The sequence below is a fragment of the Pseudomonas baltica genome, from assembly GCF_031880315.1.
Taxonomy (GTDB): Bacteria; Pseudomonadota; Gammaproteobacteria; order Pseudomonadales; family Pseudomonadaceae; genus Aquipseudomonas.
On record NZ_CP134771.1, the window covers coordinates 4,185,552 to 4,200,310 of the forward strand.

13 protein-coding genes are annotated in these 14,759 nt (G+C 63.6%); 9 read left to right on the forward strand and 4 right to left on the reverse strand.

Annotated features, from left to right (window positions below; genetic code table 11):
- Positions 1-60 precede the first annotated feature (60 nt).
- The gene (locus tag REH34_RS18690; protein WP_311968749.1) at positions 61-2,238 is read right to left on the reverse strand and encodes a malate synthase G; all 2,178 of its coding nucleotides are present in this window, start codon (positions 2,236-2,238) and stop codon (positions 61-63) included.
- Between the two features lie 246 nt (positions 2,239-2,484).
- Here REH34_RS18690 and REH34_RS18695 point away from each other — a divergent pair, with 246 nt between their 5' ends.
- On the forward strand, positions 2,485-3,003 hold the full coding sequence (locus REH34_RS18695) for an ACT domain-containing protein (protein WP_311968750.1): 519 nt from the start codon (positions 2,485-2,487) through the stop codon (positions 3,001-3,003).
- Between the two features lie 113 nt (positions 3,004-3,116).
- On the opposite strand, the gene REH34_RS18700 is transcribed toward REH34_RS18695, so the two are convergent.
- From REH34_RS18700 to REH34_RS18710, 3 genes are all read right to left on the reverse strand, one after another.
- On the reverse strand, positions 3,117-4,091 hold the full coding sequence (locus REH34_RS18700) for a serine/threonine protein kinase (protein ID WP_226504351.1): 975 nt from the start codon (positions 4,089-4,091) through the stop codon (positions 3,117-3,119).
- 198 nt (positions 4,092-4,289) lie between these two features.
- On the reverse strand, positions 4,290-5,048 hold the full coding sequence (locus REH34_RS18705; RefSeq protein ID WP_311968751.1) for a TOBE domain-containing protein: 759 nt from the start codon (positions 5,046-5,048) through the stop codon (positions 4,290-4,292).
- A 210-nt stretch (positions 5,049-5,258) separates the two neighbouring features.
- Positions 5,259-6,014 carry a ComF family protein gene (locus REH34_RS18710; RefSeq protein ID WP_311968752.1) on the reverse strand — a complete coding sequence of 252 codons (756 nt, stop codon included), beginning with the start codon at positions 6,012-6,014 and terminating at the stop codon, positions 5,259-5,261.
- Positions 6,015-6,106: 92 nt separating this feature from the next.
- Between REH34_RS18710 and bioB the strand changes: the two genes are divergently transcribed.
- The 8 genes from bioB to REH34_RS18750 all read left to right on the forward strand — a co-directional run bounded on the left by bioB (position 6,107) and on the right by REH34_RS18750 (position 14,672).
- Complete coding sequence (gene bioB, locus REH34_RS18715; protein ID WP_311968753.1) at positions 6,107-7,162, forward strand: biotin synthase BioB; 1,056 nt, start codon at positions 6,107-6,109, stop codon at positions 7,160-7,162.
- A gap of 52 nt (positions 7,163-7,214) precedes the next feature.
- On the forward strand, positions 7,215-8,387 hold the full coding sequence (gene bioF, locus REH34_RS18720; protein WP_311968754.1) for an 8-amino-7-oxononanoate synthase: 1,173 nt from the start codon (positions 7,215-7,217) through the stop codon (positions 8,385-8,387).
- A complete protein-coding gene (locus REH34_RS18725; protein WP_311968755.1) occupies positions 8,380-9,105 on the forward strand; it encodes an alpha/beta fold hydrolase in 726 nt (241 codons plus the stop codon). The genes bioF and REH34_RS18725 overlap by 8 nt, the downstream gene beginning before the upstream one ends.
- On the forward strand, positions 9,098-9,949 hold the full coding sequence (gene bioC / locus REH34_RS18730) for a malonyl-ACP O-methyltransferase BioC (protein WP_311968756.1): 852 nt from the start codon (positions 9,098-9,100) through the stop codon (positions 9,947-9,949). The genes REH34_RS18725 and bioC overlap by 8 nt, the downstream gene beginning before the upstream one ends.
- A complete protein-coding gene (gene bioD, locus REH34_RS18735) occupies positions 9,946-10,629 on the forward strand; it encodes a dethiobiotin synthase (protein ID WP_311968757.1) in 684 nt (227 codons plus the stop codon). Before bioC ends, bioD begins: the two co-directional genes overlap by 4 nt.
- A gap of 107 nt (positions 10,630-10,736) precedes the next feature.
- Positions 10,737-11,030, forward strand: coding sequence for a pyrroloquinoline quinone biosynthesis protein PqqE (locus tag REH34_RS18740; protein WP_311968758.1), 294 nt, complete (start codon positions 10,737-10,739; stop codon positions 11,028-11,030).
- 320 nt (positions 11,031-11,350) lie between these two features.
- Positions 11,351-13,156, forward strand: a complete 1,806-nt coding sequence (locus tag REH34_RS18745; protein WP_226504360.1) for a phenylacyl-CoA dehydrogenase — start codon at positions 11,351-11,353, stop codon at positions 13,154-13,156.
- A 229-nt stretch (positions 13,157-13,385) separates the two neighbouring features.
- Complete coding sequence (locus REH34_RS18750; protein WP_311968759.1) at positions 13,386-14,672, forward strand: GGDEF domain-containing protein; 1,287 nt, start codon at positions 13,386-13,388, stop codon at positions 14,670-14,672.
- The last annotated feature ends 87 nt before the right edge of the window (positions 14,673-14,759 follow it).

Here is a 14,759-nt window from a genome sequence, read left to right on the forward strand (position 1 = left end):
CTCCCACAGTGTGTACATGCGCAGCGTCGTACACCTGTGGGAGCTGTCTCGCGGCAATACCTACTGCAACTGCCGCGCCTTGAACTCGCGACGGCGACGATGCAACACCGGCTCGGTGTAGCCATTAGGCTGCTTGGCGCCTTCGATCACCAACTCCAGCGCCGCCTGGAAGGCGATATTGGTATCGAAGTCCGGTGCCAGCGGCCGATACAGCGGGTCGTTGGCATTCTGCCGATCGACCACCGGCGCCATGCGCTTGAGGCTCTCGACGATCTGCGCTTCGCTGGCCACGCCGTGGCGCAACCAGTTGGCCAGTAGCTGGCTTGAAATCCGCAGCGTGGCGCGGTCTTCCATGAGGCCGATGTCGTTGATGTCCGGCACCTTGGAGCAGCCCACGCCTTGGTCGATCCAGCGCACCACGTAACCGAGAATGCCCTGGGAATTGTTGTCCAGTTCGTTCTGGATTTCCTCGGCGCTCCAGTCGGTGTTCGGCGCGAGCGGCAGGGTCAGAATGTCGTCCACCGAGGCCGGGGTACGGCTTTTCAACTCGGCCTGGCGGGCGAACACATCGACCTTGTGATAGTGCAAGGCATGCAGCGCCGCAGCGGTTGGCGAGGGCACCCAGGCGGTGTTGGCGCCGGACAGCGGGTGGGCGATTTTCTGTTCGAGCATGCCCGCCATCAGATCCGGCATGGCCCACATGCCTTTGCCGATCTGCGCGCGGCCTTGCAGGCCAGTGCTCAGGCCGACATCGACGTTGTTGTTCTCGTAGGCGGCGATCCATTTCTCGGCTTTCATGGCGGCCTTGCGCACTACCGCGCCAGCCTCCATGGAGGTGTGGATCTCGTCACCGGTGCGGTCGAGGAAGCCGGTATTGATGAAGACCACCCGCTCACGCGCTGCACGGATACAGGCCTTGAGGTTGACCGTGGTACGGCGCTCCTCGTCCATGATGCCGACCTTGAGGGTGTTGCGCTTGAGGTGCAGCACCTCTTCGATGCGCTCGAACAGGGTGTTGGTGAAGGCGGCTTCTTCAGGGCCGTGCATCTTCGGCTTGACGATGTACACCGAGCCGGTGCGGCTGTTGCTGCGCAGCGATTTGCCGTTGAGGTCGTGGATGGCCGCGAGGCTGGTGATGATGCCGTCGAGGATGCCCTCGGGGACTTCATGGCCTTTGCTGTCGAGGATCGCGTCGATGGTCATCAGGTGGCCGACATTGCGGATGAACAGCAGCGAGCGGCCCGGCAGAATGACTTCACCGCCGTAGACGGTTTTGTAGCGCCGGTCGGGGTTCATGGTGCGGGTGAAGGTGCTGCCGCCCTTGGTGACGTCTTCGCTGAGGTCGCCCTTCATCAGGCCCAGCCAGTTGCGGTAGATGACCACCTTGTCGTCGGCATCGACGGCGGCGACCGAGTCTTCGCAGTCCATGATGGTGGTCAGGGCGGCTTCCATGAGCACGTCCTTGACCCCGGCGGCGTCGGTCTGGCCGACCGGGCTGCTGGCGTCGATCTGGATTTCGAAGTGCAGGCCGTTGTGCTTGAGCAGCACCGCGGTGGGTGCGCTGGCCTCGCCATGGAAACCGATGAACTGCTTGTCGTCGGCCAGGCCCGTGTTGGAGCCGCCCTTGAGGCTGATCACCAGCTTGCCATCGAGGATCTTGTAGGCCGTGGCGTCGACGTGCGAGCCCGCACCCAGGGGCGCGGCTTCGTCGAGGAAGGCGCGGGCGAAGGCGATGACCTTGTCGCCGCGGACCTTGTTGTAGCCCGGGCCCTTGGTGGCGCCATCGGCTTCGCTGATGGCGTCGGTGCCATACAGCGCATCGTACAGCGAGCCCCAGCGGGCATTGGAAGCGTTGAGGGCGAAGCGTGCGTTCATCACCGGCACGACGAGCTGCGGGCCGGCCATGCGGGCGATTTCGTCGTCGACGTGTTCGGTGGTCGCCTGGAAGTCATCGGCAGGCGGCAGCAGGTAGCCGATTTCCTTGAGGAACACCTTGTAGGCGAAGGCATCGTGAGGCTGGCCCTGGCGCGCCTTGTGCCAGCCATCGATCTGGCCTTGCAGGGTGTCGCGCTTGCCCAGCAGGGTGCGGTTCTTGGGAGCGAGGTCGTTGATGATGCTTTCGACGCCGGACCAGAAGTCGTTGGCACTGAGGCCGGTGCCGGGGATTGCTTCTTCGTTGACGAAATCCAGCAGGACCTTGGCGACCTTAAGGCCACCGACTTGAACGTGTTCAGTCATTGCTTGCCTCACTCTGCGCGGCGTGCGCCGCTGCTCGTATTTGACGTCGATCAATGTATGTAGTGCTCGCGTGGCGATACTACATGAACTTTTTGAAGTTGGGAAAAAGGGTCTTTTGCAGTCCGAATATGACTGTGCAGTGCTGCGGAAGTGCCGAATTGTTCCATAGATCAAAATAAACTGTATACAATTTTTTGCCCGCCAACGCTGCCTATACTCACCCCTTCCAACAAGAGGAACGCGCCCATGGACCATCTAGTACTGACCGTGCTGGCCGCTGACAAGGCCGGGCTGGTGGAAAAAGTCGCACAGTGCATCAGCGAACACAACGGCAACTGGCTGGAAAGCCGCATGGCGCGCATGGCCGGGCAGTTCGCCGGGATCTTGCGCGTGGCCGTACCGGCGCAATCCTGCGACGAGCTGGTGGGCGCTCTGCAGGCGCTCAAGGGTGAAGAGATTCACGTGCAGATCGCTGGGGCGGGCATCGAACAGTCGTGCACCTGGAAGCCGATCGCCATGGAGCTGGTGGGCAATGATCGCCCAGGCATCGTGCGCGACATAACCCGCTTGCTCAGCCAGCAGGGGGTGAATCTGGAACGGTTGGTAACCGACGTGCGCCCGGCCCCGATGAGCAGCGAACCGCTGTTCCATGCCGAGGCGATGCTGGCGGTGCCGTTGACCTTGTCGCTGGATGCATTGCAGGCACAGTTGGAAACGCTGGCGGATGATTTGATGGTGGAGCTGGTGCTGCGGGCTGAGGATTGATGTGGCCCGCACCGGCCTCTTCGCTGGCAAGCCATGCTCCCACAGAACCGAAGCGTACACCTGTGGGAGCATGGCTTGCCGGCGAAGGGGCCCGCCCAGCCAACCCCCTCTACCTAGAACAACCGCAACGGCTCTTCCTGCAGCGCCGATAGCTGCTCGCGCAAGGCCAGAATCTGATCGCCCCAATAGCGCTCTTGACCGAACCACGGGAAGCTGCGCGGGAACGCGGGGTCGTCCCAGCGGCGCGCCAGCCAGGCGCTGTGGTGCATCAGGCGCAGGGCCCGCAGGGGCTCTATCAGCGCCAGTTCGCGCGGGTTGAAGTCGTGGAATTCGCGGTAACCGTCCATCAGTTCCGACAGCTGACCCAGGCACTCCTGGCGATCGCCGGCCAGCATCATCCACATGTCCTGAACCGCCGGGCCCATGCGGCAGTCGTCAAGGTCGACGATATGGAACACCTCGTCGCGGCACATCATGTTGCCGGGGTGGCAATCGCCGTGCATGCGGATGGCCTGGTAGGGCGTATCGCGGTAGGCCTGCTCAACCCGCTTGAGCAGGTCGCGGGCCACCGACTCGTAGGCCGGCAGCAGGCTGCGCGGGATGAAATTGCCTTCGAGCAGGGTGGTCAGCGAGTCGTGCCCGAAGTTCTGTACCCCCAGGGCTTCGCGGTGCTCGAACGGGCGCGCGGCACCCACGGCGTGCAGGCGCCCCATCAACTGCCCGAGCCGGTAGAGCTGATCGAGGTTGCCTGGCTCTGGCGCGCGGCCGCCACGACGAGGGAACAGGGTGAAGCGAAAGCCCGCGTGTTCGAACAGCGTCTTGCCTTCGTGGGTCATGGGCGCCACCACCGGCACTTCGCAGTCGGCGAGTTCGGCGGTGAAGCTGTGCTCTTCGAGGATCGCCTCGGTGGTCCAGCGGCCCGGACGGTAGAACTTGGCGATCAGCGGCTCGCCATCTTCGATGCCGACCTGATAGACACGGTTCTCGTAGCTGTTGAGGGCCAGAATGCGGGCGTCGCTGAGGAAGCCGATGCTTTCGACGGCATCCAGGACAAGGTCGGGCGTAAGGGTATCGAAGGGGTGGGACATGCTGACTCCTGCGCCGCGGCAGGTGGCCGCGTCCGGCCAGCTATGGTAGCGCAGGCCGAGCTGCAAGTGGGATCGGGATTGGCGAAGGCCGCCACATACCGTGCAGCAAGGGGCTTGCCCCGGTCACGTTGGATCACCCCCCTCAAAGTGACGGACTCACCGTAATGGGCGCCGGACGCGCCGCTCCCCCGCTGCAGGTTAGAGCTGCGTGCCCAAAAGCACATAGGAGGGCGAAAAAGTGACCTTGAGGGGGCCGTCGACCCGGGCATCGATGCTGACCAGATGCTGCGCTTCGCTAAGGGCGCACAGCGTCTGGCCGTTGGTCAGGGCGATGCGCACTTCACTGGGCCCGTCGGGGTCGTCGATGATCTGCTGGACGATTCCGCTCAGGCTGTTGTGTCCCTGCGGGGCGGGTTGATCGGTCGCCAGGAGCTGTAGCCAGCCGGCCTTGATCAGGGCCACCACCGGGCTGCCGATTTCCAGTGCCAGGCTGAGGGTGCTGTCGTGGGTGATCTGCGCCTCCAGATGCAGGTCGCCGCCCAGTGCCAGACGCACGATGTCGCTGCGCCCGCGTGAATCGATGCCGACCACGCTCCCTTGCAGCTGGTTGCGCGCACTGGTGCGCAACATCAAGCGACCGAGCAGGTCGAGGTCGCTGGCGTCTTCGGCAGCTTCCAGCACCTGCGCCTGCAGCGCCTGCAGCTTTTGATAGAGGCGCAGGACGCGTTCGCCTTCCGGGGATAGCCGAGCACCGCCCCCGCCTTTGCCGCCGATGCTGCGGTCTACCAGCGGGGCGATGTTGTTCAACTCATCGATCGCATCCCAGGCACCCTTGTAGCTCATGCCGGCGCTTTTTGCCGCGCGGGTGATCGAGCCTTGCTCGGCGATATGCCGCAGCAACTCGATGCGCTGCGGGCGGCGGGCGAGGTACTGGGAGAGAAGGGTAGGCAGGGGCATGGCGGCGGTTCTTCAACGCGGGAAAGAGCCGACGTTGCTCGTCCGGCGTTGGCAAGTCAAGGGCTGAGCCCTTGAGATCAGCAGGCAATATTTATGTGCAAACGGTGGCCCCTTCGCGGGCAAGCCTTGCTCCCACAGGTGTGCGACTCGAGATCGGCACACCTCTGTGGGAGCAAGGCTTGCCCGCGATGAGGCCGTCAAGATCGCCGATCAACCAGATCCCGAAGAAGGCCGTTCATCAGGCTTGGCCGTACGCGCCAGGCAATACACGTCGACCCGCACCGCTCCGGCGCGTCTCAACAGCAAGGCCAGCGCCTGCGCCGTGGCACCGGTGGTCATCACGTCATCGACAATCGCCACGTGCAGGCCGCGCACCAAGGCTTTATCGGCGAGGCTGAATGCACTGAGCAGATTCTGTCGCCGCGCCGCCGCGTCCAGTTCCTGCTGGGCGCGGGTGGCATAGGGGCGCAACAACAGGCGGTCCTCACAACGGATCTGCAGCAACGGCGCCAGCCAGTGGCCGAGCATCTGCGCCTGATTGAAGCCCCTCTTGCGCAAACGCTGGCGAGCCATGGGCACGGGTAACAGACGCTGCGGCCGTGGCAGCCCATCGGCGAAGGCCTGCAATAGCCAGCGCGCCAACCCCTCGGCAAGCATGCGCCCCAGTGGCCACTGCGCGTTGTGCTTGAAGCGGGTGATCAGCGTGTCGATGGGGAAGCCGTAATGCCATGGCGCTTCGACCCGAGCGAAGGCTGGCGCCTTGCGTCGGCAGGTCCCGCATTCCAGGCCGGTCATGGCCAAAGGCAGCGCGCAGATTTCGCAGCGCTCATCAAGCCAGGGAAGTTCCTGCTCGCAGGGTTCACACAGGGGATAGGGGTTGTCTGTCGATTCGTCGCAGAGCGAACAGGATTGGTTGATATTTGACCAGATGTAAACCTTGCTAATCGCTGATGGTTGACAGTCCATGCGTCTTCCTTAACTATGCCGCTTATCCGTGTCATGGCTATGGGTATTCCCTTCCCGCAGCCGTTCAGCCCAGCATAAACAAGGAATCGCCGATGAGCGCCAGCATCAATGCAACTACTCGTCACGACTGGTCTCTGGCCGAGGTCAAAGCTCTGTTCGTCCAGCCCTTCAACGACTTGTTGTTTCAGGCGCAAACCGTTCACCGTGCGCATTTCGACGCCAATCGCGTGCAAGTTTCCACATTGTTGTCGATCAAGACGGGCGCCTGCCCAGAGGATTGCAAATATTGTCCGCAGTCCGGCCACTACAACACCGGGCTCGAAAAAGAAAAGCTCATGGAAGTGCAGAAGGTCCTCGAAGAGGCGGCACGTGCCAAGGCTATCGGCTCGACGCGCTTCTGCATGGGCGCCGCCTGGAAGCACCCGTCGGCCAAGGATATGCCTTACGTGTTGAAGATGGTCGCCGGGGTCAAGGCCATGGGGCTCGAAACCTGCATGACCCTGGGCAAGCTCGACCAGGAGCAGACCCAGGCGCTTGCCGAGGCCGGGCTGGACTATTACAACCACAACCTCGACACCTCGCCGGAGTTCTACGGCAGCATCATCACCACCCGCACCTACGGCGAGCGCCTGGAGACCCTGGCCTACGTGCGTGATGCCGGGATGAAGATCTGTTCCGGCGGCATCCTCGGCATGGGCGAGTCGCTGGATGACCGCGCGGGCCTGCTGATCCAGCTGGCCAACCTGCCGGAGCACCCGGAATCGGTGCCGATCAACATGCTGGTGAAGGTCAAGGGCACGCCGCTGGAAAACGCCGATGACGTCGATCCGTTCGACTTCATCCGCATGCTTGCTGTCGCGCGGATCATGATGCCGCAGTCCCACGTGCGCCTGTCGGCCGGTCGCGAGGCGATGAACGAGCAGATGCAGGCCCTGGCGTTCTTTGCGGGCGCCAATTCGATTTTCTACGGCGACAAGCTGCTGACCACCGCCAACCCGCAGGCCGACAAGGACATGCAGCTGTTCGCGCGCCTGGGCATTCAGCCAGAAGCCGGTTATGGACACGCCGATGAAGTGCACCAGGCGGCCATCGAGCAGGCATTGGTGGAGCAGAAGAGCAGCGAGCTGTTCTACGACGCGGCGGTCTGAGCAAACCATAGAATCTCCCACAGGAGAACCGAGGCACCCTGAGATTTTGAATATGCCCTTCGACCTGCGCGCTCGCCTCGACGAGCGCCGCGCTGCTGATCTGTATCGCCAACGGCCACTGCTGCAAAGCCCGCAAGGGCCGCAGGTGGTGGTCGATGGTCAGGCGCTGATCGCCTTCTGCAACAACGACTATCTGGGCCTGGCCAATCACCCCGAAGTGATCAAGGCCTGGCAGGCCGGTGCCGAGCGCTGGGGTGTGGGCGGTGGCGCTTCGCATCTGGTGATCGGCCACAGCGGCCCTCATCACGCTCTCGAGGAGGCGTTGGCCGAGCTCACCGGCCGGCCCCGCGCGCTGCTGTTCACCACGGGCTACATGGCCAACCTCGGTACGGTCACGGCGCTGGTGGGGCAGGGCGACACGGTGCTGCAGGATCGCCTCAACCATGCCTCGTTGCTCGACGCCGGCTTGCTCAGCGGCGCGCGTTTCAATCGCTATCTGCACAACGACGCGCACAGCCTGAGCGCGCGGCTCGACAAGGCCGTGGGCGACACGCTGGTGGTCACCGACGGCGTGTTCAGCATGGATGGCGATGTCGCCGATTTGCCCGCCCTGGCCAAGGTCGCCAAGGCCCGCGGCGCCTGGTTGATGGTCGATGACGCCCATGGCTTCGGCACCCTGGGCGCCAACGGCGGCGGGGTGGTCGAGCATTTCGGCTTGAGCCAGGACGACGTGCCGGTGTTGATCGGCACCCTCGGCAAGGGCTTCGGCACTGCGGGCGCCTTCGTGGCCGGCAGCGACGATCTGATCGAAGCGCTGGTGCAGTTCGCCCGGCCCTACATCTACACGACCAGCCAGCCGCCGGCGCTGGCCTGCGCCACGCTCAAAAGTCTTGAACTGCTGCGCACCGAGCACTGGCGCCGCGAGCACCTGGCGCGTTTGATCGCCCAGTTTCGCCACGGCGCCGAGCAGCTCGGCCTGAGCCTGATGGACAGCTTCACGCCCATCCAGCCCATCATGATCGGCAGCAGCGCCCGAGCTCTGAGGGTGTCGAAAATGCTCCGCGAGCGCGGCCTGCTGGTGACCGCCATCCGCCCGCCAACCGTGCCCAACGGCAGTGCCCGATTGCGCGTGACGCTCTCGGCGGCCCACAGCGAGGCCCAGGTGCAGCTATTGTTGAACGCATTGGCCGAGTGCTATCCGCTGCTGGAGCCCGAAGATGCGTGACCGTTTGATTCTGCTGCCGGGCTGGGGCCTGGGCATATCGCCGATGCAACCGCTGGCGGCGGCGCTGCAGGGGCTGGACGAGCACCTGCGGGTGGATATCGAGCCGCTGCCGGCACTTGATTCTCATGACGTGGACGAGTGGCTCGACGAGCTCGACGCCACCTTGCCGCTGGACACCTGGTTGGGCGGCTGGTCGCTGGGCGGCATGCTCGCCGCCGAGCTGGCGGCGCGCCGTGGCGAGCGTTGCTGCGGGCTGCTGACGTTGGCCAGCAACGCCTGCTTTGTCGCCCGTGAAGATTGGCCCCACGCCATGAGCGGCGAGCTGTTCGAGGCGTTCTTGGCGGGCTGTCAGGAGTCGCCTATGCAAACGCTCAAGCGCTTCAGCCTGCTGTGTGCCCAAGGCGCCGTGGACGATCCGCGCGGGCTGTCCCGGCTGTTGAGTGCCGCTGCACCGTCGGCGGCACTGGAGCCAGGGCTGCAAGTCCTCGCTCGGTTGGACACCCGCGCCGCCTTGCAGGCCTATCGTGGGCCGCAATTTCACCTGTTTGCCGGCGCCGATGCGCTGGTGCCCGCCGAAGTCGCGGGGGAGTTGCTGGCGCTGTTGCCCGACGTCGAAATCGGCCTGATCGAACAGGCCAGCCACGCGTTCGTGGTGGAAGATCCCCACGGTGTCGCGGGCGCTATTCAAGCTTTTTTACATGAGTCCGGTGATGACTGATTTGAGTGTGAGCGACGTCAACAGGGTGCAGTTGCCCGTGCCGGTGGACAGCCTGCCGGACAAACGCCAGGTGGCGGCGTCGTTTTCTCGCGCGGCGGCCAGCTATGACAGCGTCGCGCAGTTGCAACGTGATGTCGGCCAGGCCTTGCTGGCGCGTCTGCCAGCCAACCTGAGCGTAAATCGGTGGATCGATCTGGGCAGCGGCACCGGGCACTTCAGCCGGTTGCTGGCCGAGCGCTTCCCCCAGGCCGAGGGTGTGGCGGTGGATATTGCCGAAGGCATGTTGCGCCATGCGCGGGCCCTCGGTGGGGCCCAGCAGTACATCGTTGGCGATGCCGAGCAGCTGCCGCTGGCGGATGCCAGCGGCGACCTGTTGTTTTCGAGCCTGGCGGTGCAATGGTGCGGCGACTTTGCTGCGGTGCTGGCCGAGGCCTCGCGCGTGTTGCGCCCAGGAGGCGTGATGGCGTTCGCCAGCCTGTGTGACGGTACGCTGTTCGAGCTGCGCGACAGTTGGCGCACCGTGGATTCCAGCGTGCACGTCAATCGCTTCCGGCCGCTGACGCGATACCAGCAGTTGTGCGCCGAGAGCGGCCTGCAGGTGTTGGCGTTGGAGGCTGTGCCTCACGTGCTGCACTATGGCGACGTGCGCGACCTGACCCACGAGCTCAAGGCCCTCGGCGCGCACAATATCAACCCGGGTCGCCCTAGCGGGTTGACGGGTCGCCAGCGTATCAAAGGGCTGATCGATGCCTACGAAGGTTTGCGCCAGCCGGCCGGGCTGCCGGCGACCTATCAAGTGATCTATGGGGTGATGCACAAGCCCGCTTCGGGAGTTCGTTCATGACGGCTGCGTTTTTTATCGCCGGTACCGATACCGACGTCGGCAAGACCACGGTGGCCGCCGGCCTGTTGCACGCCGCCAGGCTCAACGGCCTCAGCACCTTGGGCGCCAAACCTGTGGCCTCGGGCTGCGACGTCACACCCAAGGGCCTGCGCAACAGCGACGCCCTGGCCCTGATTGCTGAAAGCTCGGTCAAGCTGCCCTACGAGCAGGTCAATCCCTTCGCCTTCGAGCCGGCCATCGCTCCTCATCTGGCTGCACGGGAAGCGGGCGTGGCCCTGGGCGTGCAAGGGTTGCTGACGCCGATGCGGCATATTCTGGCCCAGCAAGCGGACTTCACTTTGATCGAGGGCGCGGGTGGCTGGCGGGTGCCGTTGTCGGATCAGGCCAATCTGTCCGATCTGGCCATGGCCCTCAAATTGCCGGTGATTCTGGTGGTGGGCGTGCGGTTGGGCTGTATCAGCCACGCGCTGCTGAGCGCCGAGGCCATCGCGCGGGACGGCTTGCATCTGGCGGGGTGGGTGGCCAATGTCATTGATTCCAAGACCTCCAGGCTAGAGGAGAACCTCGCGACCCTGGCCGAGCGTCTGCCCGCACCGTGCCTGGGGCGGGTGCCGCGCATCAAGGGCATATCGGCGGAGTTGGTAGCGGGGTATATCGAGCTGGACTTGCTGGATCTTTAGTCAGGTTTGCGGGTTGCGTCACAGACCGTCAGTCTTATTGGCGGGATTTTATCGGTGGCAGGTGGTTTACTGGTGTCTATTAGCCATCCACCCAGTGGAGTCGCGCCATGGACATCAGCTCCAGTACTTCGTACAGTTCTTACAACTCCGGCCTGTCCGCCATTCAGACAGGTCTGACGCGTCTGGACCTAGCCTCCAGCGATATCGCCAACAGCGCGTCCGCCACCAGCCAGTCGTCGAATTATCAAGCCGAGCGCCTGCGTGGCGTGGATCGTAGCCAGCTGGATCCCGCCAGCGCTGCTGTCGAAATGATCCAGGCGCAGATTCAGGTGCAGGCCGGCACCAAGGTCGAAAAGGCCGCCGATCAAGCGCTCGGGTCGTTGATCGATATATACGCCTGATCCATAGCGGTTTTGCACGTTCGCTAGGTCTCTAGGCCTCTTCGCGGGCCATTTCTGCAAAATCGCCAATCATCTTTCACTGCTCATCCAACCCTCGCCGTTTGTCTGAATGTTGCGTCCATTCGGGCGGCGCGATGGCTTTGCCGTGCCCGCGACAACGTGCCTCTTGCCATCCCCCGCCGAGCGACGCTTGACAATCGGGGTAGCCGAAACGTATGTTTCAAACACCCGTTTGACCTGCGCGGAAGACATTCCCTGTCGCGCAGCGCGGCTTTCCTTGAAAAGCCATCACCCAAGTTCATCAGCAGAGGTTTATCGCTATGCCTGACTACAAGGCCCCCTTGCGTGACATTCGTTTCGTCCGTGACGAACTGCTCGGGTACGAAGCGCACTACCAGAGCCTGCCAGGCTGCGAAGACGCCACTCCGGACATGGTCTCGGCCATTCTCGAGGAAGGCGCCAAGTTCTGTGAACAGGTGCTGGGCCCGCTGAACCGCGTGGGTGATACCGAAGGCTGCACCTGGAGCGAATCCGGGGTCAAAACGCCGACCGGCTTCAAGCAAGCCTACGAGCAGTTCGTCGAAGGCGGCTGGCCGAGCCTGGCGCACGACGTCGCCCACGGCGGCCAAGGCCTGCCGGAATCCTTGGGGCTGGCAGTCAGCGAAATGGTCGGCGGCGCCAACTGGTCGTGGGGCATGTACCCCGGCCTGTCCCATGGCGCGATGAACACCATCTCCGCCCACGGCACCCCTGAACAGCAAGAGGCCTACCTGACCAAGCTGGTTTCGGGTGAGTGGACCGGCACCATGTGCCTGACCGAATCCCACTGCGGTACCGACCTGGGCATGCTGCGCACCAAGGCCGAGCCGCAGGCCGATGGGTCCTACAAGATCACCGGCACCAAGATCTTCATCTCTGCCGGTGAACACGACATGGCCGAGAACATCATCCACATCGTGCTGGCGCGCCTGCCCGATGCGCCGGCAGGCACCAAGGGGATCTCGCTGTTCATCGTGCCGAAGATCCTGCCGAGCATCGAAGGCAGCCTGGGCGAACGCAACGCGGTCACCTGTGGCTCCATCGAACACAAGATGGGCATCCACGGCAACGCCACCTGCGTGATGAACTTCGACGCCGCCACCGGTTACTTGATCGGCCCGGCCAACAAGGGCCTGAACTGCATGTTCACCTTCATGAACACCGCGCGGTTGGGCACTGCACTGCAAGGCCTGGCACACGCCGAAGTGGCCTTCCAGGGCGGCCTCAAGTACGCCCGCGATCGCGTGCAGATGCGCTCGCTGACCGGCCCCAAGGCGCCGGACAAAGCCGCCGACCCGATCATCGTGCACCCTGATGTGCGACGCATGCTGCTGACCATGAAGGCCTTCGCCGAGGGTACTCGGGCGATGGTCTACTTCACTGCCAAGCTGGTCGACGTGGTCAAGTACAGCCAGGACGAAGAAGAGCGCAAGCGTGCGGACGCGCTGCTGGCCTTCATGACCCCGATTGCCAAGGCGTTCATGACCGAAGTCGGTTTCGAATCGGCCAACCACGGCGTGCAGATCTATGGCGGCCACGGCTTCATCGCCGAGTGGGGCATGGAGCAGAACGTGCGCGACAGCCGTATCTCGATGCTCTACGAGGGCACCACCGGCATCCAGGCGCTCGACCTGCTGGGCCGCAAAGTGCTGATGACCCAGGGCGAAGCGCTCAAGGGCTTCACCAAGATCGTCCACAAGTTCTGCCAGGCCAATGAAGGTGTCGAGGCCGTCAGCGAGTTCGTTACACCTTTGGCGCAACTGAACAAGGAGTGGGGCGAGATCACGATGAAGGTCGGCATGGCGGCGATGAAGGACCGTGAAGAGGTCGGCGCGGCGTCGGTGGACTACCTGATGTATTCCGGTTATGCCTGCCTGGCATACTTCTGGGCCGACATGGCGCGTCTGGCGGCCGAGAAACTCGCTGCCGGCACTACCGAGGAGGCGTTCTACACGGCCAAGCTGCAGACGGCGCGCTTCTACTTCCAGCGGATCCTGCCGCGCACCCGCACGCATGTGGCGGCGATGCTGTCGGGTGCGGGCAACCTGATGCAGATGGATGAAGAGGCGTTCGGCCTCTCTTACTGAGTACTGCGCATGACTTGCCGGCCCGTTCGCCGCCAAACGCGCACTCTTGCTCCCACAGTCGCGCACTGCGGGAGCAAGGGTGCGAATTCGGCGGCGAAGGGGCCCTCAAGACCACAGTCACTCACCCACGCTACATCCCGATCCGATTAAACCCTAAACCTTTCCAATTTCCGGCCGATACAGATGCAGGCACAATGCCATGCACTGTTTGACGGCCGGAGTTTTGCCTTTGCCGCGTTTATCTGCTGCTCGAATCAGCCATTTCCTGCCCTCACTGGTGTTGCTGCTGGCCGGGCTGGCGGCAGCCTATGTGCGCGATTTGAACGTGTTCTTCACATCGCTGTTCAACGTCCTGCCGACGCTGGTGCTACTGCTGGGGGGCGCCTATTGCGCAGTCTATCGGCGCCAGCGCGAGCTGTTCCTGATGGTCACGGTGTATATCGCCTACTATCTGCTCGATACGCAGACCGATTTCTACCGCGACAATGGCAAGCTGCGCGAAGACGCGGCGGTGGTCTTCCATCTGGTCTGCCTGATATTGCCGATGCTCTACGGACTGTTCGGCGCTTGGGCGGAACGCACTCATCTGTTTCAGGATATCGTCGCCCGCTGCGCGGTGCTGCTGGCCGTCAGCGCGGTGGCGCTGGGCCTGGAGCAGAGCTTTCCAGCGGCCTTGCTCGAATGGCTGGCGGACATCCGCTGGCCGTCGCTGCACGGCCAATGGATGAGCCTGATCCAGCTCGCCTACCCGATGTTCTTCATCGCCTTCGTGGTGCTCACGGTGCAATACGTGCGCTTTCCCCGGCCGTTGCATGCCGCGCAACTGGTGGGCCTGATCGGGATGTTCTGGGCCCTGCCGAAGACCTTCATCCTGCCCTTTACTCTGAACATCCTGTGCAGCCAGGTGATGCTGATGATCGCCGCCGCGGTAGCCCACGAGGCCTATCAGATGGCCTTTCGTGACGAGCTCACCGGGCTGCCGGGCCGCCGTGCGCTCAACGAGCGCATGCAACGCCTGGGGCGCAATTACGTGCTGGCAATGACCGACGTCGACCACTTCAAGAAATTCAACGACACCCACGGCCACGACGTCGGCGATCAGGTGCTGCGCCTGGTGGCCAGCAAGTTGTCGAAAGTCAGCGGCGGCGGGCGCGCGTATCGCTATGGCGGGGAAGAGTTCGCCCTGGTCTTCGCCGGCAAGACCCTGGAAGAGTGCATGCCGCATCTCGAAGTGATCCGCGGCGTGATTGCTGCCTACAACATTCAGCTGCGCAACCCCGATCGCCCGCAGGATGACCTGCAGGGTCGTCAGCGCCGGGCGGGTTCGGCGGCGACCAGCGTGTCGGTCACGGTGAGCATCGGCGTGTGCGAGCGGATGCCCGAGCAGCGCACCCCCGAGGAAGTCCTCAAGGCCGCCGACCAGGCGTTGTATGCCGCCAAAAGTGCCGGCCGCAATTGCGTGGTCAGCTATGGCCAGAACCGCCGTGGCGCGGTGCGTACTGCTGCGACTGCGTGACCGGACAGTCACAAGTTGACGCTATGTCTCCGAAAAGTTGTTGGGCTACACTGCCCTGATTCGACTTTTCCAGCTCTGTTCTAGAGG

Coding starts and splice junctions, on each gene's coding strand:
- REH34_RS18725 (WP_311968755.1), top strand. CDS start 8,380: ATGCGTGACCGTTTGATTCTGCTGCCGGGCTGGGGCCTGGGCATATCG.
- REH34_RS18695 (WP_311968750.1), top strand. CDS start 2,485: ATGGACCATCTAGTACTGACCGTGCTGGCCGCTGACAAGGCCGGGCTG.
- bioD (WP_311968757.1), top strand. CDS start 9,946: ATGACGGCTGCGTTTTTTATCGCCGGTACCGATACCGACGTCGGCAAG.
- REH34_RS18710 (WP_311968752.1), bottom strand. CDS start 6,014: ATGGACTGTCAACCATCAGCGATTAGCAAGGTTTACATCTGGTCAAAT.
- bioF (WP_311968754.1), top strand. CDS start 7,215: ATGCCCTTCGACCTGCGCGCTCGCCTCGACGAGCGCCGCGCTGCTGAT.
- bioB (WP_311968753.1), top strand. CDS start 6,107: ATGAGCGCCAGCATCAATGCAACTACTCGTCACGACTGGTCTCTGGCC.
- REH34_RS18690 (WP_311968749.1), bottom strand. CDS start 2,238: ATGACTGAACACGTTCAAGTCGGTGGCCTTAAGGTCGCCAAGGTCCTG.
- bioC (WP_311968756.1), top strand. CDS start 9,098: ATGACTGATTTGAGTGTGAGCGACGTCAACAGGGTGCAGTTGCCCGTG.
- REH34_RS18740 (WP_311968758.1), top strand. CDS start 10,737: ATGGACATCAGCTCCAGTACTTCGTACAGTTCTTACAACTCCGGCCTG.
- REH34_RS18745 (WP_226504360.1), top strand. CDS start 11,351: ATGCCTGACTACAAGGCCCCCTTGCGTGACATTCGTTTCGTCCGTGAC.
- REH34_RS18705 (WP_311968751.1), bottom strand. CDS start 5,048: ATGCCCCTGCCTACCCTTCTCTCCCAGTACCTCGCCCGCCGCCCGCAG.
- REH34_RS18700 (WP_226504351.1), bottom strand. CDS start 4,091: ATGTCCCACCCCTTCGATACCCTTACGCCCGACCTTGTCCTGGATGCC.